Genomic DNA, 24,351 nt, shown 5'->3' on the forward strand with positions numbered 1-24,351 from the left:
CCGCAAAGACAGTAAAAATTAAATTGAGAGAAACTACCCGGCTCTTCCGAGAATCGGTTGAACCTCTATGGCAGCTGTTTAAGAGTCTAAATCTGATCATCTAAAAATGATGCAGATTCTAAGTTTTCGTATCCTTTCTTTATTATGCGTGATCCCGCCCCCAAAAATCCAGTGCAAAACCGCTCTTCATCGAAAATTAGTGCAACGCAAACGCTGAAATCCTAAGACGTTACTAAAAGTGATCCCAAAACATCGAAAATCGATCCGTAAATATTCCGCTTTAGTTCAAAACTTTTCGTAACAACACGAATTTCCGCCAGTCAAATGATTGCGAACGAGGATCCCAGGCTTCTTCGAGTTTCGAACGGTCGATCACAAAAAATGCTCTTTGAGAAGCATTTTCGCCTCCGCTCAACTCCCCACCCACCTGGACATTCCCAAACTCATCCTCAGCAGCTTCATGAAACTGCACGTGAATCCAGCAATAGTAAACATTACTGCGAACCGTCGCATTATTGGCAATCTTGTTCAACAGACGATTTCGGGTATGGAAATCGACGGCGTTTACATCAGTTATCGAGGGAAAATTCGCATCATTATTGGTGCGGGCTTCAAACAATCGACGACGACCAATAGCATATTTCTTTCTATTTTCTTCTGATTCAAGCATACCTGTTCCATTATCCAACATGTCATCCCATAGACCATTAACACCAATTCTATTGTTGTTTTCTGACATTGGTCCAACTCCCGTAAATGATGGTCCTGTGGACGAAAGCCCTCCATCATCTGTCAACGGCAGCGACCTCAAGAACGTATGCTCGACTGGCGAAACCTTGTCATAATTTGCACCAAGATTACTTTCCGGCAAATATCCCATTGGTCGGAAGGGGCGTGAACCCGGAATCCCCGGTAACGGAGCATCCGTGTAAGGGTCAATTCGATCGCGGCTGTAAATGTACTGTGAATACCAGTTACGAGCCGCTTCGTTTGGATCCTGTGCGACTGCGTACGGAAACAATTGCTTGGCATCATCGTTGAAGGCGATGATTTGAGCCGGTGTCGGGAATGTATCAAGGTGATAATCATCATCGACCAGACCCGCAAACACAGACGGATGTCGAATCGTATTCAGATTGATTTTCCCAGGAGACCTCGGCATCGGCAGATTGTCGCGAATCGCCTTTTGAGACCCATCCGGCACCTCAAGAAATTCGAGAAGACGATACCAGCGATTGTCGTCCGAGGTATCTGCTGGCGTCCCCGGATCAGTCACAGCAAATTTCGTAAAGGCCGTGTGCAATCCACTCATTCCATTCGCACCGTCAGTAATTGACTCCGTCAACTGACCCGGCCCCACAATCGGCACACTCATTAATTCGTAGACCGAAGTGAAATCACGATCAAAGTGCGGCTGCCATAATGTGTATGTTTTGACACTATTTACAGTTGGACAATTCGAATTCTCAGCAACATACGGAACGTAAGGTGCACTGGGATAATTCGAAATATCCTGATTGTCGTAGGACAGTGGTGTTTGAGGTCCAATCGAATGCCGACGTGGCCCGGAACCCTCATTATTTTCGCGGTTTCCCGGGATCGAAGCATATCCATCTACACGAGGCAGACGATGAAGTGGCTGAGGTCGTTCAATGCTTTTCTGATTATCGAAATCAGATAAATCAATAGTCCGACTGGCTGGAGGTGAAGATTGATCAAGTGGTTGAACTGTCCCGTCTCGTTGAACGAACATGTAATCGACCGGCACCCAGGGATTAGAAACTTCACTGCTATATTCACCATCGCCTTGAATATGGCAGCGACGTTCGAGCACAATTTCAAACTTGTCCCGAATTTCACCCATCAGGAAATTGGGTGAGCCTCCTTTGTTCGTTCTGAAAGAAGCATGGTCGTCATGATTGATATCGAGATGACAGACAGGCTTAGTGTCACCATCGGTCTCTTGCTCGCGACTCGGGCAGAGTACTTCATCTCGCTCGATTGTTCCATTGTCATCTTCATCAAGCATAACCGCAGCAGGCAATGATGTGTCTGCCTCATCATGTGCACCTATCCAGAAGTTAGCTCCGGCTGGAATTCCCGGTATCGCACCAACCGTCTTGAATTCGACCCACTCATCATCAGTTTCATCGTCTCCCGAATTTCCGTTGGTATTCACGCGAAAATCATCTTCACCAACAATTCTGCGAATCCTCCAGGAATCCGTCTTGTAATCCACCAGAAATGGAGAGGCATTCCGCAATTCCATAATCAGAAACTGGAGAGGAGTTCCGGCAGTATCAACCCAGGGAGTTTTTGGGCTGTCATTCATTTCTCCGCGTTCAATTTGCACAAAGTATGTTTCGCTGAAGGTCAACTGCTGCGACTCGACACCAAATACACGGGCCGCTTCTGGAAGTTCGGTCAGTTGTCCATTCGCATCTTTTTCACCCGTGATATCCCATCCATCAGATAAATCAGTATCGAAAACGAATTCCGTGATGACATTGTCACGATCCAACGCATCGACATAATTCACAGCAAACTGTGCCATCGCCTGCAAATGATCATTGACATCATTCCCCACGCGACTTCCTGAAGAATCGACCGCATCCTCATCGAGGACAGAAGGATCGTAAGCATCGGGATCCTGTGTCACATCGATCGTATCATCACCGGCTCCCAGGGTATAAAGCAGCACATAAATATCCCGGGCCAGTCTCTGGCGATCATATTTCGCCCACCATTCCTGGGCAAATTTATCATTCGCGATACTCTCAAACGCAACCGGCTCACTGCCCGGATCATACGACTTGACCACGGAGTTACTCGGATCATACATCAAATCCATGAGACCTTTAGGGTCTGGATCCCCCGTTCCAAACACCGGATGCGGCGTCAAATGACGATACCGAAAATCCCCATCGCGATCCTTATCCAGCAATCGATTGATAATCAACCGGCGTTGAGGCAGCGGAAAGTTGGCGAAGACCTGATCGCGTTCCAGCTCAATTGAAATCCATTGTCGCAGTTCGTCCCGGAAAGGATCGTTCGCTGAAAAGCGAGTCGCGTTTCCAAATTCCGGAGGGAAGGCGAGCCGGGTATTGTCGTTGTTGACCGGACTGAATTCCCAGGCACGATTTTGCGTGATATCGTAATTTGGATCATTAATATCCATAATCGCCCCCACCGCTGGTGAAAACGCAAACTCCCAGCGGTCCCAGCTGTCGGTCGTGAACTGACTTCGCAGCCACCAGCTGTCCTCAATATCGTTCGTAGTGGTGGAAAGGAAGTCCGTCCGTTCAAAGTTGAACTTCACCAGCTTTTCCAGTCGAGAAGAGGCTGTGCTGGCTGCAATTCCCCAATCGGTATCGTTCATATGCAGGAACTGCATTTCTCCGACAGACAACAACGCATCATCATCCGGATTACGGAAGCTTGGCTCCACAATAATCTCATCCGGCTCATCGGCCAGGAACAGATTGTCTGCTGAGTTCGATGTCCTCGGCTGCAGCAAAGCCCGGCTGCCATCGCTCTTCTCCGCTTCAGTATAAGGGAGAACTCCCGTCTTTAATTTCAAATCATCGAGTTGATTGGCTTCCGTCGTTCCCGACAACGACCCTGCAACCAACTGTCGTTCCCAGCGTTTACTGTAAGACGACCACCGCGAAGGATTGTTCGCTTCCGGCTTAGCCGATGCGCGGAACTTTCCATATTCAACCGGTGAGCCACCTGTGATATTTGTATAGATCGTGTTATTGAGAACAAACGAGTTATTTGCATCTCGAGTGTTGCTGGAAATCGAAAGATTCGTACCGCTGACATAATCAATACCAACGGCGATCTCATCAATCGGATGAACAACCGGTGGTATCGTCAACCCGAGTGTACCGAACACAGGATCGCGATATGAAGAATTCGCAAAACGAACTTTTCCGCCGCCCGTCAGGTAATCTTCATCATCATCCTGAGCAGTCGCCCCGGCTCCCGGTAAGCGAGGTGATCCCCAGGTTGTGCGTGGGACGGGCGGAGTTGGCGCCAGTGGACTCGCAGGATTCAGCGTGGTCGCGGCAGCAACGCCGAGTTCCAGACGGTCTTCATTCGCACTCCCGGCAAGACCGTCGGCTTCACCCCAGCGTCCCCAGACGAGATCATCCGTAGTCCCTAAATCGCCATCGGCTACACCAATTAACAATCGAGTCAATTCCATGTTCGCCATATCAAGTTGTGTCACCTGAACGGTTCCGCCACCGGTTGCGGAGATCTCGAACATGTCAGCATAAAGTGGCATCGATGCTGGTGGCTCGGTCGTTGCACCACCTAAATCTGGAAGTGGACGATAAAATCCACGAGCCAGATTGATTTCGCTTGGCGAAAGTCCCAGGTTCGAATTGGAGATAAAGTGGTTATCTCCCAACGGATCGTCGCCTGCGCTAGAAGGTTCTGTGCGAACGTGCTGCAGTTTCGTCGCTTCGCCGTACAGATTGCCGCCGGTATTGAGATTCATCAACCCGTCAGCATCCAGAATTGTAATCGCAAAAATTGGAATCCGTTTGGTACCATCGGACAAAATTTCAACCGCATGGTCCAGATCGGTTAGAATCGCTTCATCGCCATTGGCCAAAATCCCATCCGCATCGACATCATATGTGATTAAATTGTGCCCGGCACGACCATGGGTCCATATCCCGGCCTGATACTCGTTGGCCCCAAAATCAGGAAACGGAAACGGATTAGCAGGCCCTGCGGCTCCGGTGTAGGAGTGAAACGACCCGGAAGAAATAAACCGGGGTGCACTCTGTTGATTCAACGTCGAACCGCTGAACTGCTTCAACTGCACAAGATGCGATTTATGAGGTCGCAGCACACGGTTGGCATAAGTGGAATCGGTATAGATGTCGGTCATCGGAACGCCATCGACATCCTCATTTCGCGGCAAATACTGTGGCCGATGAAACGAAGGCACCCACACGCGACGCAAATTGACACTCGTACTTGGATCAACATCGACGAACGCAAAATATCCCAGGAACATACTGTTGATATCGGGATAGGTATATCCGGCATCCGGCTCGAAGTCCGGCACATAATTCGGATGATTCGATTGACCGAGTGGACTGGCTGGATAATTATTGCCCCCCACCGGATTGGCAGCCGGACTGAAGTTGACGACCTTGCCGTCAATCACCCCATCGCTGTTATAGTCGAATCCAAAATTATTGTTGGAGTTTGTGGTATCGTTCGGCAGATCGGTATTCGGGTCTTTCTGATAGGTAACCGTAATCCCCCGTCCCGAAAACAGATGCAAATCATCCGGCTTCAAATCGGGACCAAACGAGCCGACCATGTTCGGCAGCATCGACCATTTCCCACCACTCAGAGCAGAGTTCTTATATTCGTCGGAAGGCCCGATGATGATCTGCTGCAGGGCGAAATCGAAATAATCTCCTTCGCTGATTTCCCGATTGGGCGTGGCCGCGAACCAGCCGGCACTGTTTCGTTCGCTCGAAATGAACGAGAAGAAAAAGAAGCCGAGGAAGGCAAGCATCCCCGTCATGGCGAGCACGATAATAATCGCCGCCCCACCCCGTCGTTGAGACTGTTGCTGCGAAGAATTCTGCCCGTAGTCCACTCCCGCGACCGCAGAAGAATTTCTTCCGGGCAGAAGCTTTGGGATTCGTTGTTTAATAGTCGTTTTCATTTTCAACTCCAGAGACAAGCCCGCCTCCGTTGTAGTGGACTCAGCCAGTCGACACCGACTCGCTCAAGTTATTTTCAGTTTGATTGATCGTTAAATGTCATCTTCATTCAGAGAATGCACCATCGTCACCTGCCGCAATTGACGCGAGAGAGGATCGATGAATCGAATAATGACGCGTAAGGCTCTGATTGGTTTGCGGTTATCGACAATTTGCCATTGAATCTCACCATTAGCCTCCGCAATGGGGCCGACTAACACATCTGTTGGCCAATTCGCCAGTTCTGTAGCATCTGATTGTCCAGGATTTCCTGCACCATCATCTGAAAAAACACAACGGTAGTAGACAGCTCGATTTACACGAGAATAATTATTGGCGGGATTCGTTCGATAAGCATTTGAAGGGACGACAATATCACCAACATTATAAGTAGTATTTAGCATCCAATCATCAATAGTAGTAGTAATTAGCTTAGGTACGAACGGAGCTTGCCCAGTTCCTACAGGCTGTAAACCGAGAGTCGTATTGATATCCGCAACCGAATGCCAGGTATCCAGAACATTGTTTCCATTTGTGGCAACCGGGTTTCCATCATCAATCCCGTCTATGGAACCATAGCCTGTGCTCCCACCATTCAAACGGGCGGCGGGAGCGAAATCGACACTGTTTCCATCGCCAATGTTGACGAATCCACCAACTCCACCGAAGGCATTCGCGTCCCAGACCTGCACATCGAAGCTGTGAACATTCGACATCAGGATATCAGCCCCGCGACGAGAACCATTTGCAAATGCAGGCACGCGACCAGTGGCACGAAACGTGGCAATATCAAAATCATCTTTGGCGAACACATTTCCCGTAAGAGTCTGTGGGTATTTAAAACTCAGATTGGAGGTTTCTTCATGCGTATATCGTCCATGAAAAGCGGTGCCCAATGTCCCGGCAATATACTCTCGTGGCCTTCCCCGCATATTCGGGTTTGTATTCGTATCGTTATTGAAACCAAACCGGAAATGGGGAACTCCCAACGGCCAGTTGTCCGTGGCTGAGTTACTTAGACTTCCATGAAACACAGCCAATGGTGTTCCGTATGTGGGCGGTGCGACATTGGTCACGATTGTTGAAATGATGGCATCATAAGGGGAGGTGGCATAATGAGCCGAGTAGTCGAAACTCGTATAGAAATTTCCAGCAGCCGGAAAACTCCGCATCATATCGAACGGAATATCTTTGAACGTTCCGCCATCGTCAAATTGAGACGATGGTAAATACCCAGGCTGTGCCAGAGCCGTTTGGTTTCCCTGATCGAACTGAGCCATATTAATCGGCACGCCTACTTTGTTATTTCTCAGCAGACAGACACGTCGATAGAGTGTGCCGTTTCGCAGAAAGTAGGCCACTTCGGCCTGCTCGGACGAACCGACATTGTCTCCCGGGGTCCCGTCATCCCAGTCGGGTTGATCGCGACGTCCCGTATTGTTATCAAGAGATGCTCCCCGACCATAATACGGCAAAACATTTTGACCGGCATAACGCTGCGCACCGGGATACTTTCCGGTCACCGAGGCATCAACCGTAAACTGCAGCACATCGTCGGTATCGAGATTCGGATCGTTCTCGGAATAATAGATATAACCTTGCTGTTCGGTCGCACTCGCTTCCCCGTTGTACCGCAATCCCGGCACAAGCGGCACGACACCCCCCTGCCCTGGAACAGAGCGATAGGACATCCGTTTGAGGTCGGCATCGAGAACAGTAAACGCAGTTCGCGCCCGCTGATCGTTATTCGCCAATCCCTTCTGACGCGTCATCGCAGTGACAGCCAGTGAGAAGATCTGCGAAAAGATCAGCATGATCACCAGCAGCAACCCAACCGCCACCAGCATTTCGGTCAACGTAAAACCGGAACGGCGAGTGACATCAACGTTGCCACCGTGATCTCTGCGACCATGATCAGCCACAGGTATGAACAGGTTGTCTTGATTGGAATTCAACATGATTACAATTCGTTTTTGAGTAAAGCCCATCAAGGATTTTGAGTGATTGAGTCTGATTTCGACTGTCTGGTTTCAGATTTTGAATTTACCACAGAGACACAGAGGACACGGAGAGCTGAGAAACAAAATTACCTCTAAAACGATTTCTTCTCCGATACAAATCTCTTCTTCTCTGTGATCTCTGTGTCTCTGTGGTAAAATTATTTCGTTACGATTCGATATCAATTTTTATTAGAAGCCCGGGTAGTCGAAGACTTCGACGACGTTTTCCGGGACCATCAGAAAGTTACCGTTCGCCTGTGGCGGCTGATCGAGCAGAATAACCGCTTCGACATTGTTGACTGTATTTCGTGGATTCTGCGAAGCCCGCTGTTCAATCAGAATGGTCCGGATCTGATACCAGTAGCCATTCGTCACATCAAACACGAAGCCCCCCTCTTTCAACTTCGGCTTCGAGTCTTCATTCGTGCTGTCCCAGCGAATCGTCACCTGCTGAGGTTGAGCAGTCGACTGACCGACAAGCAAGCCTTTCCGCAGATTCCCCGCCTCATAAACCTGCTCGGCCAGCGGTGAAAAATCACGTCGAAAAAAGACCACCAGATTCGCTCCAATATTCCGAACGCGGTCATCTGTTCCCGGCCAGCCGATTTCGTTTCTGTCGTCCTCGTTAGTCGTGTTGTCGTTATCACCATCGAAGTTATCATCATCGACCAGGTCTTCTCCGGGTGTTCCAGCTGGCCCGAGCGACATCAATTGCCGACGGACAGTAATCATGCAACTGTATCGTGGCTCGAATGTTTCAATGATGACTTCTGAAATCACATTAAACATTCCATTATTTGGAATAGCAGTGGCCAGTGTGATCGTCTGACCTGAAGTCGAAGCAATCAGACTGGAATGTGACTGCTTCCCATTGACGTCAAACACAACCGCTCTCACTGTCACATTTGAACTCAGTGAACTTTGAATGACCGAAATGTCTTCCGCAGTGATATCGGCCAAAGTTAAGACTGTCGCACTTGTCTTAGTGACTTCAATGGAGGAGTAAGCCTGCGACCAACTGTCGTTGGACGAAAACATACTGAGTGCCTGATTTTTCTGAATGGAACTCGCAAAGTTGAAGCCCCCGTTCTTGCGATCAATCTGAAACAGCGAGTCTTGAACAGTGTGTAAATTGAAAATGTCTTTGCCATAGACGGTCGCATCCCCTGAGGAATTCAGCAGCACACCGACAGGGTCAACTACAGTCACCACTTTCGGAGTACTCAACGCCAGAAAGTCCATCCAGTCCGGCACACCATTGCCCGGCGTTCCCCCAGGTGGAAAGACGTCGTTGGTATTCGTTTCATCGACTCCAATCCGCCTCCAGGCTTTGGAAGCGGGAGTGTACTCAATATTGGGAATCGTATTTGTGCCGTTAAAATTGTTTCGTGTCAAACCGGGAAACGCACGCACGTAGTCTTCACATTGATAATTCAGTAGAGCCGCGTTAGTCAGTTGAGTTGCCTGAATGGAACGCAGGACCGCGATCGGAAAAAGTGAAGCGACCGAGACCAGACCGATGCCCATAATCAAGAGCGACATCAGAATTTCCACCAGCGTCGCACCACTCCTGGATTCCATATCCAGTGGCTGACAACCAGCATTGATTTCAAATTGTCGAATAACACACTTCATAATAACCGCCCCCAGCGGTAATGCCCGGTACTGTTTCGCTTTGTACTGCTTGGTTGAATGCTTTTATCAACGGAAAATCGTCACTTAGCCGCTGCACCCTGGATTGCGAAATTGTATAAGTCATCTGCAATGCCATCTGCTGGTGAAGTATCAGTTTGATCGATGGGACTTACATTCACAGACCCACTCGCACCGAACACCGACACGATTCGATAAGCTCCCACGTGATCGGGACTGCCATCACCATCACGATCCGTCAGGTCTCTGGCTGTCGTGCCAATTGTGACGTCGCCTAAGGTTGGATAATCTTCAAAAATTGCTCGGGTATCACGAGTTTCTGCAATGACAAAGTGTAACACGCCTTCTGCTGCAACTGGCCCATACAGATTTCCCTGAGGAGTGAAGATGACGTCATACTGAGGTGTTTGATAACATCGCCATGTCACCCCACCATCAACAATTGTACTGTTCACAGCAGTCGCAGTATCCCAATTGGGTGGAGTGGCTCCTGAAGCCCCAGTTGTCTCTGCTCGATACAATCGCTGAACATTGCTCTGTGAAACGACTGAAATCCAATCACCAACACTATAAGTCACCCCAGGAGCCCAGCTATTAGTGCGCCAGTTTGAAGGAACCTTGCTGCTATACAAATCAATCACAACACCATTTGGTAATGAAATCGCCTCTTCCCCTTGAAGCGGGATCATGACACTGGTTAGATCAATTTCGTACGTCGTAGTGGCACCATTATTTGTATAGTTGCTCCCAACAGGAGCAAAGTTGGATTGATCCAGAGGCGGTTCGTTAAGCCGCATGATCTTGCGGTTAGCGTCCGTCAGAAAATTGCTGGAAGAGATGGTGTACCAGGAACCCGTTTCGGCTGGAATTCGAATACGCATTCCCGCTCGCAACATGTCCAGACTGTTCATATCGGTCCAGGAAATCCCGGTTGTTGAAGGGACATATTGGATGGCTTTGTCGTAAGCAGCCACCATAGTCGGATCGCCATCGGTGGCTCGATCGACAAAACGCAGGCGGCCCGTTTCATACAGATTGCCACCGGCATCGGAAACCGAAGAGACCAGCAGTAACGCATTCACTTCACCAGGATAAGCTTCATCAAAAATAAATCGCACCCCCACGGGTCGCTGCAACTTGAAGGCTCGAGAACGAGCACCTTCAAAAGTTGCCTGCAGTTGACGAGCCGCCGAACGGACTCGCTCATTCCCGATATTGAGATTGAACGAGCCGACGACCAGAGCCGTAAGGATGACGAAGATCGTGACCGCGACCAGCAGTTCGATCAGCGTGAATCCGCTGCGTTTCATAGTTTGAGAGTTTGAGAATTTCATATCATAGTTTCCGATGTCTGTTGGACTCAAAACTGGCGGCCCAATTAAGGCAGATGCCGTTTCAAATTCCGTTCGATGTTGATCTGAAAACAGATCAGGCCCATCATTCCTCGGATTTCAAGTTGGTCAGGTTATCATTCAAAGCCCCCTCGGCTGCGACAGAGGGTTTGTCTATTGGTTGTGCCAGATGCCCGAAATTGGTCACATCTGTCGGTTCATACAATCCCAGTTCCAAGTCTGGCCCGGACGAAACGACCATCATTGCGGTATAGGTTTCAGGTGTATGGAACGTGCAGAAGTCTGATCCATTCGATTCCACGCCCAAAATTTTCGTTCGTGCACTCTGTTGATTCTGCAGGAATCGATAAATAAGAGCAGTGGGATCATCCTGATCGCGTGCCAGTGTCGCACGATCCAGATTTCCATTGGCCAGCAATGTCCAATACACGGACTGCACTGTTGGTATCAGTGGACGCAGAGAATCAGCTGGAGTTTCCGCATCAAACGCGGCAGCCCCCGGTGCAAAGTTGGGACGCAACAAACGTGTCGGCCAGCGATAGAACTGCAGAGGTTCTCCCCAGGCATCGACCAGTTCCATCAGGCCATCGCCATCCGTATCTTTCAATTCCGTCGGTTTGAACTCCGCGGCATCTGCGGATGCGGTTGTAAAGGCAGAGCCTTTTGAGATGAGCAAATACAATAATTCGGAACTCTCTGTCTCGACTTTATGTTGACCTGCTCTAAAAGGAGGTCCAGGATCATCAAAAAATATCCATGTTGGATCGACTGCTTGCTTTTCAGCAGTAATTTTGGCAATTTCTGTGGCAACAATCGTCCCAAGATTCCCGCCTCCCAAAAAGGCTCCTCCTGGTCCCACTAAATCAGCAAACCGCTGTGGGAATGCCTGTCGAAAGAGCCTTTTGCGTTCCAGTAGAGCCGCCAGATTGGCGTCGACATCAATCGAGCCTAAACAAGGATCCTGTGTCGCTCGCGAAGGGGTTCGTTGCATTGCTGTATTGAACTCAACCTGTTGCTGTTTGAGAATCTCATTGATTTTCTGCAACGTAACCCGCGTGGCTTTCTCTTTGGAACTGGTCAAAGTTCTGCCCAGCGTTACTAAGAGAATGCCTGAAAGAATGACGATCAGCCCAATCGCGACCAGCAGTTCTATCATCGTAAAACCGGAACGTGATAACTTCTCTCGAAGTTCAACCTGCATGTGGTTTTCTGGTTGTCGAATGGAATTAAACATGAGTATCCTCTGTTTCTGTTGTCCATCTGGAAACAGTGCTGACATTATTTCAAAGTACCGGTCGTAAAGTTGGTCAGGTTGTCGGCATCTTCTTCTGACAATCCAGAGGTATCATCCGGACTGTAATAGCCACCGGTGCCGTATAAGCCATCCTGACCTGGAGAAATCAACTGGAAGGTTTTTTCTTTCCAAGGTGTGGTATCATCGGGTTGCCCCATGGTAGGATCCGTTTCTTTTCCCTGTCGATAAATACCATTAGCTAAAAGAGGAGTGATTTCTGAACTGCGGTAGCCCCGTCCATCATAACTGCTGAAGTAAACAATGGGCGAGGTCTGGCCGGCAAAGGTATCGACATACTCTGGGATATCATCCGAATCCTTATCAACAAAACGACTGGCGATAAATTCATGGAACGGCCCAGTACGATTATTTCCAGTTCTTGAAAACGGGTTGGCTGGATTTTTGGAAAAACCGATGAGCGCCCCACTCTGTGGAATTCCTCCGAGAAAAAACGCTAAACATTCTGCGCCATTCAAATCGATCGATACATCTGTGCTATTGTCAGAATTGATATTTCTTGTGATCGTGAAGTCGAATGATGGCCATAATTTCTGAATCAGATTCTTACTGCGAGCATCGCCATTCCAGCCAGCCGGTGCTTCATGAAGAGTAATGGCACTCGGGGGATACATTCCGAATTCCGAATGAAACGACGCCAGTGCCGTTTCCAGATTTCTCAATTCATTAGCGGCCTTGGCTTTATTGACAGCCGATATTCCACTACCGACGCCGGAAAGCAGTAAGCCCGCCAGAAGCGCCACAATACTTATCGCGACCAGCAGTTCGATTAACGTGAAGCCGCTATGACGGCGATTTTGATTCGGTTGCATCCGATTGCTGCGGTGCATGACGGTCTCCTTGGAATGGCCAGTGTTGAGTGGCTAGTGGCCAGTGTTTTAATAGTGTTACTTACGCAGCCCGCGTATTTATTTTCATGAGAACTTCTTTGAGAGGTCTCCAGTCTGGCTGCGCGAGATACCAAATACCTCGTCGCAGCCCCCTGGCCTCTGGCCCCTTGTCTCTGGACACTCTAACTCAGATCGTTCATCAGCTGAATCAGTGGATAAAACAACGCGATGACAATGAAACCGACGATCAAACCGAGGACAACCACCATGATCGGTTCGAGCATGTTGATCAAACCTTCGACGAGGACTTCCACTTCTTCTTCGTACACGTCGGCAACTTTATAAAGCATGTTATCCAAGGCACCGGTTTCTTCACCGACGTCGACCATGTTGACGACGATGTCATCGACGATGCCTGTTTCCTTCAGAGGAACCGCCATCGATTCCCCTTCACGAATCGCTGCATAAATATGATCGAACGCGTTGCGGAACACATGGTTTCCAGCCGTATCGCGGGAGATCGAAAGGGCTTCGAGAATCGGCACTCCGGAAGCGATCAGTGTACCGAGTGTACGACAGGTTCGAGCCGTGGTCGATTTTTTCAGAATCAGCCCCAGGATCGGAATCTTGAGTGCCAGCCAGTCGGTCACGTAGGCCCCTGTTTTATTCTTCCTGATAATCTTCAACATCAGAATCAAGGCAAACGGAATCGCCGGGATGAGATAGAAGTAGGTGACAACGATATCGCTGATAGTGATCAGCAGGACGGTAATTGCAGGGAGATCGATACCGAAGCCGAGGAAAATTTCCTTAAACTTCGGAATAATGAAATACATAATGAAACCGACGATACCAGCCGCGACGGTGATAACCGATACCGGATAAATCATGGCTCCCTGAACTTTACGTTTCAGGCTTTGTGATTTTTCCTTGAACTCAGCCAGACGTTGTAAAATGACCTCCAACGCCCCGCCCGCCTCCCCGGCTTTCACCATGTTGACGTACAGGTTATCGAACGCCTTCGGCTGACGGGCCATTGCTTCGGAAAGCGTGTTACCCGATTCAACATCATCAATAACGCCGATGAGTGAATTCTTAAGGGGACCAGGTTTTGCCTGTGACTCCAGAATACGGAGCGATCGCAAAATCGGCAGACCGGCATCCTGCAAAGTCGACAGCTGGCGAGTGAATGCACAGAGTTTCTTGGCCTTCACTTTGCCCATCGCAAAGGTTTTTTTCTTCCCCTGCTTGTCTGTTTTGGCGGCGACTTTGTTTTTTTCTTTTTTCTTCTTGGTGCTCTTTTCCTGAATTTTCGTGACGAAGAATCCCTTCTCACGAATCTTCTGCTGAGCTTCCTGTTCGGAACCCGCCTCGATCGTTTCCTTGACTTCCAAACCGGTGTTGTCCATCGCCTCGTAGACGAATGTTGGCATGGTCCTGCTCCGTAAAAGTTGCCCCGATTGTCTCGGGAACTCAGTGAATTATTCCGGTGTCAATAAACTTCTTGCGAGTCACATGTCTTATACAAAGGATGTCACTCAATCACTTATTCAAGATCTTCCATGACTGTTTCCCGCACGACTTCATCAATAGTGGAAACACCATCGAAAATTAATTTCAGGCCCGATTCCCTCAGCGTGGTCATCCCCTGGCCGCGGGCAAGATTTCGCATATCATCGACAGACGAATTGTTTGAAATCATGTCACGAATATCGTCGTCGATGGTCATCAGTTCGTAAATTCCGGTTCGGCCTTTGTAGCCACCGTTATTACAGCGGGGACAACCCTTCCCGTAGTAGAATTTGTATTTTCGTGCCTGCTGAATCGGCAACTGCAATTCCATCAGCAGATCATCGGAGGGCTCAAACTCAGACCGGCATTCTTTGCAAATCATGCGGACGAGCCGTTGAGCCAGAATCCCTTCGACGGTCGCAGTAATCAGGAACGGTTGAATTCCCATGTCGCGAAGTCGCGTCACAGCAGAAGGAGCATCGTTCGTGTGCAGCGTGCTGAACACAAGGTGCCCCGTCAAAGCCGACTGCACCGCAATTTCCGCCGTTTCAAAGTCTCGAATTTCCCCGATGAGAATTTTATCGGGATCATGCCGAAGTATTGCCCGCAACACATTCGAAAACGTCACATCAATGTCGGCATTCACCGGCACCTGAATAAGGCCGTCAATTTCATACTCAATCGGGTCTTCGGTGGTAATCACCTTCGTCTCGATATCGTTCAACTCATTAAGAGCCGAGTATAATGTGGTTGTTTTTCCCGAACCGGTCGGCCCAGTCACCAGTACAATTCCGTTTGGCAATTTCAACATGCGACGGAAGCGGCTCAGTGTATTGGCATCCATTCCGATTTTGTTCAAATCGAGCTGAATCACCGTACGATCAAGCACTCGCATGACGACCGATTCGCCGTTAATTGTCGGCAAAACCGAAACACGCAAGTCGACCGGATTTCCCCCGACATTCAATTCGATTCGACCATCCTGTGGTAGCCGACGCTCGGCAATATCGAGTTCCGACATCACCTTGATACGTGATACAATTGCATTGGCCAGATGACGCGGAGGAGGCACCATTTCATACAGAACCCCATCCGCTTTGACACGCACTTTGAATTCATCTTCAAATGGCTCAAAGTGAATATCGCTTGCCTGATCCTTAATCGCCAACAAGAGAATCATGTTCAACAATTTACGAATAGGAGCGGCATCGGACATCTGATCCATATCGCCAATGTCGATCCCACGTATTTTACCATCATCTTCATGCCCGGATTCGAGCTGCCCGATGACATCCTCAATACTGTCCTCATGCCCTGCATAAACCTTGGCAATTGCAGTCTCGACATCAGATAAAGAAGAGACGGCTCCGCGAACATCAACTCCGAGAAAGTTTCTCAAGTCATCCAGTGCAGCAACATTGCCGGGATTGGCCATGGCAACAGTCAGGACATTATCTTTCATTGAGATGGGCACGATTTTGTAAACAGCCGCCATCGTTTCCGGAACAAGTTCCAGAACCTTGGGAGGAATGTTTGTTTCGGCCAGATTCACGACCGGCATGCCGTGCTGCTCGGCCAGAGCTTCGGTCACCTGGGAATCCGTAACGAACCCCATGCGAACGGCTACCTGCCCAATCAATTCCCCGGGGCTTTGATTCTGTTCTTCCAGAACATCCCAGAGTTGATCGTCGGACATATAACCGAGATCGACCAGAACCTGTCCAAGTTTACGACGTGCCATAATCTACCCAACTCATTTTAACGTGACTTCGTTTACCGCAGTTCTACCCCTGTTGTTTAATAATCATCATCGTCATCATCATCGTCTTCGTCATCTTCCAGCAGGCCTTTCTTGGCCATTGTGATTTTCGCCTTCAACTCACCAGGGTTGTTTGACTTCATAACGACATCGTTCTCGTCGCTCAGTCCTGTTTTCCAGAGATTGAACAAGGCATCGTCCAGCAACTGCATGCCGTATTTACGACCCGTTTGAATACTTGAATTGATACGATAAGTCTTGGCTTCACGAATCAGGTTCGCAATAGCTGGCGTAACGACAAGCAACTCGTAAGCAGCAACCAACCCCTTCGGCTTCTTGGGAATCAACGCCTGACTCAACACGCCAATAATCGCCACAGACAACTGTGTACGAATCTGCTCCTGCTGCGTGGTTGGAAACACGTCGATAATTCGATCGACCGTTCCCTGAGCACCCGTTGTATGCAGGGTTCCGAACACAACGTGCCCCGTTTCCGCAGCTGTAATCGCAGCTGAAATCGTATCCAGATCTCGCATTTCCCCCACGAGAATCACATCAGGATCCATTCGCAGAGCTCGCCGTAACGCTTCCGGGAAGTCGGGAACGTCAACACCGATCTCCCGCTGATTGATCGTGCACTTTTTATGCTTGTGGTAATACTCGATCGGATCTTCCAGCGTAATAATATGATGATCCATTTCATCGTTCATGTAGTTGATCATACTGGCCAGACTGGTCGTCTTGCCGGAACCGGTTGGCCCGGTCACCAGAAACAATCCACGAGGCCGCTTGATCAAATCTGCGATAATGGGAGGCAGCCCCAGCTGTTCGAATGTCAAAAACTCATTCGGAATTCGCCGCAGCACCATTCCAATCTGGCCACGCTGCTTAAACACCGCGACACGGAAACGAGCTTTATCTCCAAACGCAAAACCAAAGTCCGTCCCTCCAACTTCTTGCAACTCCTGCTGATTTCGCTCAGGCGTAATACTTTTCATTAAGGAGACAGTATCGTCTGGCGTAAGCGTCTTCGTCTCGAGCCGCACCATTCGTCCGCCCGATCGCACAACGGGAGGCTGCTCAGTCGTTATATGCAAATCGCTGACCCGTTCTTTAACTACGGTTTCGAGCAATTTGTCAATTTGTATTGTCGACATAGAAATCCTTTACAACCAACTCAACGACAAGAGAGTGTTGTGAGACCAAAACGTATATTTTTGATGAAGAGAAGAATAAACTCTGAAAAGGAAGATCATTTACCCAACTGGAGAAGCGATCTTCAAACCCTTTTATATGTGCTGTCATGAAAACAGCTGATACCCAAGCGTTGACCAGAAACAGTCGACTCACGCTCTTCAATTTGATTCCCGAAAAACTTCAAGTAAAAAATAAATCAAAAAAGATTCCCGACAAAATGATTATTCGAGACTTCACACAACAACTCAAGAAATTACCACAAACCGAAAACACCGGGGTCCTCACCTCTCGCCTCTAACGAACTCACCCAGCACAGGAGACCCTCAAACAAACCAGGGCCTCACCAATCCCGATCTGACATCACGAAACTTGACCACCCCACAAACGGAACTTCGACCTGACCCTTCAATTCCCAAGCGATGAATAACATGCCCTGGAAACACAAATCCACACATCGAACAAATCAGACTACACCTATACCAAACCACAAGCCACAACACGCATCAACCACGCTTGATCAATGCCCACCCGACTTCAGCTTATAAGCCTCAGAAAACGTCGTAACTCCTTGTATAGCCTTATCTACTGCATCTTCAACAAGTGTCTTCATGCCGAACAATCGCGCCTGACGTCTGATATTCTGAGTCGGCTCACTATTGAAGGCCATTTCCCGAATTGCCGAGTTCATCATCATCAATTCGAACACCGCCCGGCGACCACGATAGCCCGTATGCTGACAATGATTACACCCCTTGCCGCGGAAGAATTCCCCGGAATCAATAACGTCTTGCGCGATCCCAAACTCTTCAACCTCAGACGGCTCAGGGATATACGCCTGTTTACATTTCGGACAAATAACTCGCACCAGGCGCTGTGCCATAGCCGCCATAATACTTGAAGCAACCAGGAACGGCTGAACACCCATGTCAATCAAACGTGTAATAGAACCGGGCGCATCGTTCGTGTGAAGTGTACTGAAAACTAAGTGTCCAGTCAAAGAAGCCTGGATAGCCATTTCCCCAGTCTCCGTATCTCGAATTTCACCCACAAGGATGACGTTCGGTGCCTGACGAAGCATCGCGCGAATAATACGGGCGAATGTCATTCCAATATTGTGCTTCACCTCCACCTGATTAATACCAGGCAGGTAATATTCGACCGGATCTTCAGCGGTAATAATCTTTCGATCCGGACGATTAAGTTCACCCAATGCACTGTACAGAGTCGTCGTCTTACCACTACCCGTCGGGCCGGTCACTAGAAAAATTCCGTTCGGGCGGCGAATGATTTTCAGGAAGTTCCTGTAATTGAGTTCACTAAATCCAAGATTACGAATACCAACCTTAATGTTGTCTCGATCCAGGATACGCATGACCACTGCCTGCCCGTAGTGTGTCGGTAGAATACTGACTCGCAAATCGAACTCTCGTCCGCCCACCCGAGTTTTAATTCGACCATCCTGAGGCCGGCGTTTTTCAGAAATATCGATCGAACCCATAATCTTGATACGAGACGTCAGCGCAGAGAGCAAACGTTTAGGCGGGCTGTCGCGCTCGACCAGCACGCCATCGATTCGATAACGAATACGAATGCGGTCATCAAAAGGTTCGACATGGATATCCGATGCACGCATGTTAATTGCTTCGGAAATAATCAGATTCACCAGCCGCACAATCGGTGAGGTTTCATCGGCTTCGGCTTCGGCTTCGGCTTCGGAAAGTTCTGTTTCCGTAAAATCGATGGCCGTTTCCGTGAATTCGGCAATAATCGAATCAACCGATTCCGTCTCGTGCTGTCCGTAATGCGTGTTAATCGCAGCCTGGATCGACTCCATTGAGGCGACGACAACCTGGATATCACGATTCAGAATAAATCGTAGCTTGTCGAGCACTTCGAGATTCATCGGGTCGTTCATTGCGACAACCAGCGATTCCCCTCGCATTTCGACTGGGAAGACGATATTTTCGCGTGCAACCGATTCCGGCACCTGTTCGATGACTGAGGGATCGGGTTCAATCGCGGTCAGGTCAATCATTTCGTAGCCAAGGGCAGCCGACTGATACTCTCGCATAGTATCCTTGGTCACGTAGCCGAGTTCCTGGAGTATCGCTTCAGGCTTTTTCCCTTTGCTTTTGGATATCGCGAGTGCTTCCTGAAGTTGATCGGCGCTGATGTGACCATCGCTGACCATCTTTTTCATCCACTTTGCCATTGACCTCACCTTATATTGATATTGTGACAACGAGAATTTTGAACGCTGTCGAATTCTGCCAGTTAGATTTTCATCAAAAATCAATTGTGAGAAACTGCCTGAAGCAGCGATCACACAATCTCAGTCTAATTGACGCCTGACCCCGTTGAGCTTACGAACGCACCTCAATGAGAGACCAGACACTTTCAGCATAGTAGGGAAACAAATTAGATTTGGCTATTGTATGAGACTTAATCCTGCATACGGGAACCCCGCGAAGATTTATCAGGACAAATCAACATGGCCCATTTGTTGAGAAAGGATACTGTTTTATCTTCCACATATCACAATGGAATTGCAAGAATGCTCTTCCGCTTCTGTCCGGAATTCGCGAGCAAACTTCAGCACAGTGATTTCATGTCAGCCATTGAGTCTGAGTGCCTTTTCAACTTTGAGATAGAGCAGCGTTCCAATTTGTATCTTGTGGGTTATCTTCATGTTAAGGGATGCGAAACGGAATGTGATGAGATAGGATTAAGACTTTAAGTTAATCTCAATCATTCCAAACTCCACTTTTTTCACTGAATGAATAGCGCCCGTGACGATTCAAATTCTTGATCTGACAGTCGACGACCTACGTTTTCCAACCTCGCGTGAACTGGATGGTTCGGACGCGATGAACGAAGCCCCAGATTATTCGGTTGCTTATGTCACTTTGAAAACGGATCATCCGGATCTCGTCGGGCATGGAATCACGTTTACGATTGGCCGGGGCAATGAAATTTGTGCCGCGGCTGTCGAAGCCCTGCGTTCACGAGTTGTCGGACTGCGCCTGGAAAAAATTGCGGGAGACATGGCAGGCTTCTGGCGGCACATGACCTCCGACAGTCAACTCCGCTGGCTGGGGCCTGAAAAAGGGGTCATTCATCTGGCGACTGCTGCCATCGTGAATGCGGTTTGGGATTTGTGGGCGAAGGCGGAAAAGAAGCCTCTGTGGAAACTAGTGGCGGATTTCACGCCGGAACAATTCGTCAACTGCATCGATTTTCGTTATCTGACAGATGTGCTGACGCCGGAAGAAGCACTCTCAATGCTGACTCGGCTCAAAGAATCTCAGGCGGATCGACTCTCGATTCTCGAACGAGATGGCTATCCCGCTTACACAACGTCAGCAGGCTGGCTCGGTTACTCCGATGAACGTTTGCGGGAACTGTGTCGGCAGCGTCTGAGTGAAGGCTGGGAAGTTTTCAAAATTAAAGTTGGCCGCGACCTGGAAGATGACCGGCGACGATGTCGGATCATTCGCGAGGAAATTGGGCCGGACCGAAGATTGCTAACCGATGCCAATCAGGTCTGGGATGTTTCGACGGCTATCGAATGGATGCGTCAGTTAGCCGAGTTCGATCCCTGGATGATTGAAGAGCCGACCAGTCCCGATGACATCCTCGGCTACGCAAAAATCGCCAAAGCATTACACCCAATTCGAGTCGCGGGGGGCGAGCATTGCGCGAACCGCATCATGTTCAAGCAGTTCCTGGAAGCCAATGCGATGCAGGTTTGTCAAATTGATGCCTGCCGTCTCGGGGGAGTGAATGAGGTATTGGCTGTATTGTTAATGGCGGCTAAGTATGACGTTCCGGTTTGCCCTCATGCGGGCGGAGTCGGCCTTTGCGAATACGTGCAGCATCTTTCGATCATCGATTATCTCTGCGTTTCCGGTTCACTCGAAAATCGCATGGCCGAACACGCCGGCACCTGCCATGAGCATTTCCTGGATCCGATTCAAATCCAAAATGGGCATTACCTGCTACCGCAGACGCCAGGCTACAGTATTACGATGCACGAGAAATCGATTGAAAATGCCCGTTTCCCAGAAGGGAAATACTGGAGCGATCCAAATTCGTGATTTGAAAGGATTTCAGTACCGATGAAAATTGGAGTCGTCAGCGATACTCATGGAAATATTCCGAATACGGAACGGGCCATTGAGATTCTGAAAGAGCAGAATGTGGAAGCCGTGTTGCATTGTGGAGACATCTGCGGCATCGAAATCGTTCCACTTTTTGCAGACTGGCCAACACATTTTGTCACTGGCAATTGTGACAATCCCGATCTCATGAAACTGACCGTCGAGAAAGCCGGTCAAATCTGGCATGGAATGTTTGGAGATTTTACGATCGGCAAACGACTCATCGCCCTGCTGCACAGTCATGAAACTGGCCGACTTGATAAGACGGCAAATGCCGGGATTTATGATCTCGTCTGTTATGGGCATACGCATGTCAAAGAACAGCATCGAGTCGGAGAGACGCTCGTCTTAAATCCGGGAGCCTTGCACCGGGCGAATCCGCATACGATTGCCATTGTCGATCTCGATACGATGGTTGCTGAGCATATCGAATTATAAGAATTTCGCCCGTACCAGGACTGACACAACTCACCTTTTCGAATGTTCATTAGCGATGAGTTGTTCGTATAAATTCTGATAGCGATCTGCAATGGATTGCCAATCGAATTCTGTCGATAAACGATCCCATGCCTTGCTGGCGTACTGCTGACGAAGTTCTGGATTTTGAATTAATTTCTGCACGCTGGCAGAGAATTTTCCGAGATCACCAATCGGAACAATCTCTGCAGAAACTTGGTGTTCCAACAACTGATCGATGCCTTCAACATTGGTCGTGACTATCGGCAATCGGGCAGCCATTGCTTCGAGAATCACGTTCGGCATTCCTTCCCAGTGAGAAGGAAACACGAACAGGTCGGCCGTTTTCATCAGTTCAGGCACATCGTTTCGTCGGCCAAGAAATTGAACAGACTCCGTCAACTCCAGTTGATTCGCGAATTCTTTCAATCGATGTTCTTCAGGACCAGTTCCAGCAATCAACCATTTGAGCTGCGGAACGTCATCTTTCAATCGCGCTGCAACTTCGAGCAGGTCCGAAACACCCTTTTGCGAATCGAGTCGTCCTACGAACAGGGCCAATATGTCTGAGTCTGCACTCTTTATTTTCGCTCTGGTAAGCGGAGCTGCATTCTCAAAACGATTGCGGTCGACACCGTTTGGGATCACGATCAGTTTTTCAGCCGTTAAGCCGCCCTGCTCTCCCGAAAATTCGCGAACCGCTTCACTGACACAAACGTGCTTTGTAGCCCAGCGTTCCGTCCAGCGGTCGAGTTTCAGATAGAACGTCGACCGCTTCTCGGCGACTCGAATTCCGGAGACAATTGCGGCTGTTCCCGCAAATCGGCCAGCAATCCGGCTTAGAATGTTGGCATGAAACAAAAATGATTGAATGAGAACTGGCTGAAACCGTTTGATCTCTCGATAAAGTCGAGACAATAACTGTAAAGGTCGTCGAGGACTTCCATTCAGGCAGATAACTTCAATATTGAACCGCTCCAGTTCCTCAACCAATTCTCCCTGACCACTCAGGCAAATGACTCGGGGATTCCAGCGAGTTCGATTGAGCCGGGAAAGAATATGCACAAAGGCCCGCTCCGCTCCGCCGGGATCGAGTTCCGTGATGCAGAACAGGATTGGGATGGGCGAAGAATCGGTATTCATGAAATTCAGTCATCTTGGTTGCTGAGCGGGATGCAAAGAAATTATAGGTTCGATTCGATAACATGTCCCCCTGTAACGTGAGAAAATACTGATACCCTGTGGAATCAGGATGTCATCGACAACGGTAGAGCTGGAATTTTATATGGTGGATTTGAATCTGATCTCGTCGTACGCATACGACTTACCCGAAGAGCTGATTGCCCAATCGCCGGCAGAAAAGCGGGATCAATCGCGATTGCTGGTCTTTAACCGGAACACGGGCGAGCGGACGCATGCCCATTTTTTCAATCTGCTCGAGTATCTTCAGCCGAACGATTGTCTGGTTGTGAATCGGACCAAAGTTGTTCCGGCTCGTTTACGCGGAGTTCGTGATCAGACTGGCGGTAAATGGGAAGGCCTGTTTCTGGGAATTGACAGCGAACAGACATGGGAGATCATCGGCAAGACTCGCGGAAAATTGCAGCCGGGGGAAACCATTACGGTTGTGAATGATGATGGCTCGAATCGTATCCAATTGAAGCTCATCGCCCGAAAAGATGAAGGTCGCTGGCAGGTTCGCCCTCTGCAATCAGAAGAGGACCCCCGCACTCATTGGGAAATACTCGATGCCATCGGATCGGTTCCCCTGCCTCCCTATATTCAACATGGGCATGCTCAGGCGGAAGACCGGGAACGCTATCAAACAGTGTATGCCAACCAACCGGGAGCAGCGGCAGCTCCGACAGCCGGGTTACATTTCACGCCTGAATTGCTGGAGCAATGCCGTCAAAAAGGGGTGACAATTGCGGAAGTGACTTTGCATGTTGGACTGGGCACGTTCCGTCCGATTGGTGTGGAAAAACTCGATGAACATACGATGCACGCCGAATGGTGTGAGGTGCAGGAAGAAACCGTCCAGCAGATTCAACACTGTCGAGAAAACAATGGAAGGGTGATTGCCGTTGGCACGACCACCGTGCGAACTCTGGAGACGGCCAGTCAATCGGGCACATTGCAGCCGTGGCAGGGAGAATCGACTTTATTCATCCGCCCGGGCTTCAAATTTCATGCCGTCGATGTCCTGATTACCAACTTTCATTTGCCACATTCCACTCTGCTAGTGATGCTGAGTGCGTTTGCGGGGTATGAAGAGATCATGGAAACGTATCGAATTGCGGTTGAGGAACGGTATCGATTTTTCAGTTATGGGGATGCGATGTTAATTTTATGAAACGCTGGGTGGCACGCTCAGAACGAAGT

Annotated in this window: 15 protein-coding genes; 4 read left to right on the plus strand and 11 right to left on the minus strand. The window is 49.1% G+C overall.

Annotated features, from left to right (window positions below):
* Window positions 1-280: 280 nt before the first annotated feature.
* The 9 genes from Pan54_RS12245 to Pan54_RS12285 all read right to left on the minus strand — a co-directional run bounded on the left by Pan54_RS12245 (window position 281) and on the right by Pan54_RS12285 (window position 17,313).
* A complete protein-coding gene (locus Pan54_RS12245; protein ID WP_146503757.1) occupies window positions 281-5,701 on the minus strand; it encodes a hypothetical protein in 5,421 nt (1,806 codons plus the stop codon).
* A 90-nt stretch (window positions 5,702-5,791) separates the two neighbouring features.
* The gene (locus Pan54_RS12250) at window positions 5,792-7,696 is read right to left on the minus strand and encodes a PulJ/GspJ family protein (RefSeq protein ID WP_165441751.1); all 1,905 of its coding nucleotides are present in this window, start codon (window positions 7,694-7,696) and stop codon (window positions 5,792-5,794) included.
* Between the two features lie 231 nt (window positions 7,697-7,927).
* Window positions 7,928-9,373 (minus strand): type IV pilus modification PilV family protein, encoded by a 1,446-nt coding sequence (locus Pan54_RS12255; protein ID WP_146503759.1) that lies wholly within the window; start codon window positions 9,371-9,373, stop codon window positions 7,928-7,930.
* Window positions 9,374-9,453: 80 nt separating this feature from the next.
* Window positions 9,454-10,725 (minus strand): pilus assembly FimT family protein, encoded by a 1,272-nt coding sequence (locus Pan54_RS12260; protein ID WP_146503760.1) that lies wholly within the window; start codon window positions 10,723-10,725, stop codon window positions 9,454-9,456.
* A gap of 103 nt (window positions 10,726-10,828) precedes the next feature.
* Window positions 10,829-11,977, minus strand: coding sequence for a type II secretion system protein (locus Pan54_RS12265; protein ID WP_165441752.1), 1,149 nt, complete (start codon window positions 11,975-11,977; stop codon window positions 10,829-10,831).
* A gap of 44 nt (window positions 11,978-12,021) precedes the next feature.
* Complete coding sequence (locus Pan54_RS12270) at window positions 12,022-12,885, minus strand: type II secretion system protein (RefSeq protein ID WP_146503762.1); 864 nt, start codon at window positions 12,883-12,885, stop codon at window positions 12,022-12,024.
* 182 nt (window positions 12,886-13,067) lie between these two features.
* Window positions 13,068-14,318, minus strand: a complete 1,251-nt coding sequence (locus tag Pan54_RS12275; protein ID WP_146503763.1) for a type II secretion system F family protein — start codon at window positions 14,316-14,318, stop codon at window positions 13,068-13,070.
* Between the two features lie 113 nt (window positions 14,319-14,431).
* Window positions 14,432-16,138 carry a GspE/PulE family protein gene (locus tag Pan54_RS12280; protein WP_146503764.1) on the minus strand — a complete coding sequence of 569 codons (1,707 nt, stop codon included), beginning with the start codon at window positions 16,136-16,138 and terminating at the stop codon, window positions 14,432-14,434.
* A gap of 56 nt (window positions 16,139-16,194) precedes the next feature.
* Window positions 16,195-17,313 carry a type IV pilus twitching motility protein PilT gene (locus Pan54_RS12285; protein ID WP_146503765.1) on the minus strand — a complete coding sequence of 373 codons (1,119 nt, stop codon included), beginning with the start codon at window positions 17,311-17,313 and terminating at the stop codon, window positions 16,195-16,197.
* Between the two features lie 146 nt (window positions 17,314-17,459).
* Between Pan54_RS12285 and Pan54_RS12290 the strand changes: the two genes are divergently transcribed.
* Window positions 17,460-17,651: a hypothetical protein gene (locus Pan54_RS12290; protein WP_146503766.1), complete on the plus strand. Its 192-nt coding sequence runs from the start codon at window positions 17,460-17,462 to the stop codon at window positions 17,649-17,651.
* 219 nt (window positions 17,652-17,870) lie between these two features.
* On the opposite strand, the gene Pan54_RS12295 is transcribed toward Pan54_RS12290, so the two are convergent.
* Entirely contained in the window at window positions 17,871-19,565 is a 1,695-nt protein-coding gene (locus Pan54_RS12295; RefSeq protein ID WP_146503767.1) for a GspE/PulE family protein, read from the minus strand.
* A gap of 577 nt (window positions 19,566-20,142) precedes the next feature.
* On the opposite strand from Pan54_RS12295, the gene Pan54_RS12300 reads away from it, so the two are divergent.
* Both Pan54_RS12300 and Pan54_RS12305 read left to right on the plus strand, forming a co-directional pair.
* Window positions 20,143-21,450 carry an enolase C-terminal domain-like protein gene (locus tag Pan54_RS12300; RefSeq protein WP_242631296.1) on the plus strand — a complete coding sequence of 436 codons (1,308 nt, stop codon included), beginning with the start codon at window positions 20,143-20,145 and terminating at the stop codon, window positions 21,448-21,450.
* Window positions 21,451-21,471: 21 nt separating this feature from the next.
* Window positions 21,472-21,951: a metallophosphoesterase family protein gene (locus Pan54_RS12305; protein WP_146503768.1), complete on the plus strand. Its 480-nt coding sequence runs from the start codon at window positions 21,472-21,474 to the stop codon at window positions 21,949-21,951.
* 30 nt (window positions 21,952-21,981) lie between these two features.
* On the opposite strand, the gene Pan54_RS12310 is transcribed toward Pan54_RS12305, so the two are convergent.
* A complete protein-coding gene (locus Pan54_RS12310; protein ID WP_146503769.1) occupies window positions 21,982-23,112 on the minus strand; it encodes a glycosyltransferase in 1,131 nt (376 codons plus the stop codon).
* Between the two features lie 109 nt (window positions 23,113-23,221).
* Here Pan54_RS12310 and queA point away from each other — a divergent pair, with 109 nt between their 5' ends.
* The gene (gene queA, locus Pan54_RS12315) at window positions 23,222-24,322 is read left to right on the plus strand and encodes a tRNA preQ1(34) S-adenosylmethionine ribosyltransferase-isomerase QueA (RefSeq protein WP_242631297.1); all 1,101 of its coding nucleotides are present in this window, start codon (window positions 23,222-23,224) and stop codon (window positions 24,320-24,322) included.
* Window positions 24,323-24,351 lie beyond the last annotated feature (29 nt).

The sequence above is a fragment of the Rubinisphaera italica genome (assembly GCF_007859715.1).
Lineage (GTDB): Bacteria > Planctomycetota > Planctomycetia > Planctomycetales > Planctomycetaceae > Rubinisphaera > Rubinisphaera italica.

Bases quoted from the DNA above. Each gene is read 5' to 3' on its own strand.
- Pan54_RS12255 (WP_146503759.1), bottom strand. From the start codon at position 9,373: ATGAAGTGTGTTATTCGACAATTTGAAATCAATGCTGGTTGTCAGCCA.
- queA (WP_242631297.1), top strand. From the start codon at position 23,222: ATGTCATCGACAACGGTAGAGCTGGAATTTTATATGGTGGATTTGAAT.
- Pan54_RS12285 (WP_146503765.1), bottom strand. From the start codon at position 17,313: ATGTCGACAATACAAATTGACAAATTGCTCGAAACCGTAGTTAAAGAA.
- Pan54_RS12270 (WP_146503762.1), bottom strand. From the start codon at position 12,885: ATGCACCGCAGCAATCGGATGCAACCGAATCAAAATCGCCGTCATAGC.
- Pan54_RS12265 (WP_165441752.1), bottom strand. From the start codon at position 11,977: ATGTTTAATTCCATTCGACAACCAGAAAACCACATGCAGGTTGAACTT.
- Pan54_RS12310 (WP_146503769.1), bottom strand. From the start codon at position 23,112: ATGAATACCGATTCTTCGCCCATCCCAATCCTGTTCTGCATCACGGAA.
- Pan54_RS12280 (WP_146503764.1), bottom strand. From the start codon at position 16,138: ATGGCACGTCGTAAACTTGGACAGGTTCTGGTCGATCTCGGTTATATG.
- Pan54_RS12275 (WP_146503763.1), bottom strand. From the start codon at position 14,318: ATGCCAACATTCGTCTACGAGGCGATGGACAACACCGGTTTGGAAGTC.
- Pan54_RS12305 (WP_146503768.1), top strand. From the start codon at position 21,472: ATGAAAATTGGAGTCGTCAGCGATACTCATGGAAATATTCCGAATACG.
- Pan54_RS12295 (WP_146503767.1), bottom strand. From the start codon at position 19,565: ATGGCAAAGTGGATGAAAAAGATGGTCAGCGATGGTCACATCAGCGCC.
- Pan54_RS12260 (WP_146503760.1), bottom strand. From the start codon at position 10,725: ATGAAATTCTCAAACTCTCAAACTATGAAACGCAGCGGATTCACGCTG.
- Pan54_RS12250 (WP_165441751.1), bottom strand. From the start codon at position 7,696: ATGTTGAATTCCAATCAAGACAACCTGTTCATACCTGTGGCTGATCAT.
- Pan54_RS12290 (WP_146503766.1), top strand. From the start codon at position 17,460: ATGAAAACAGCTGATACCCAAGCGTTGACCAGAAACAGTCGACTCACG.
- Pan54_RS12245 (WP_146503757.1), bottom strand. From the start codon at position 5,701: ATGAAAACGACTATTAAACAACGAATCCCAAAGCTTCTGCCCGGAAGA.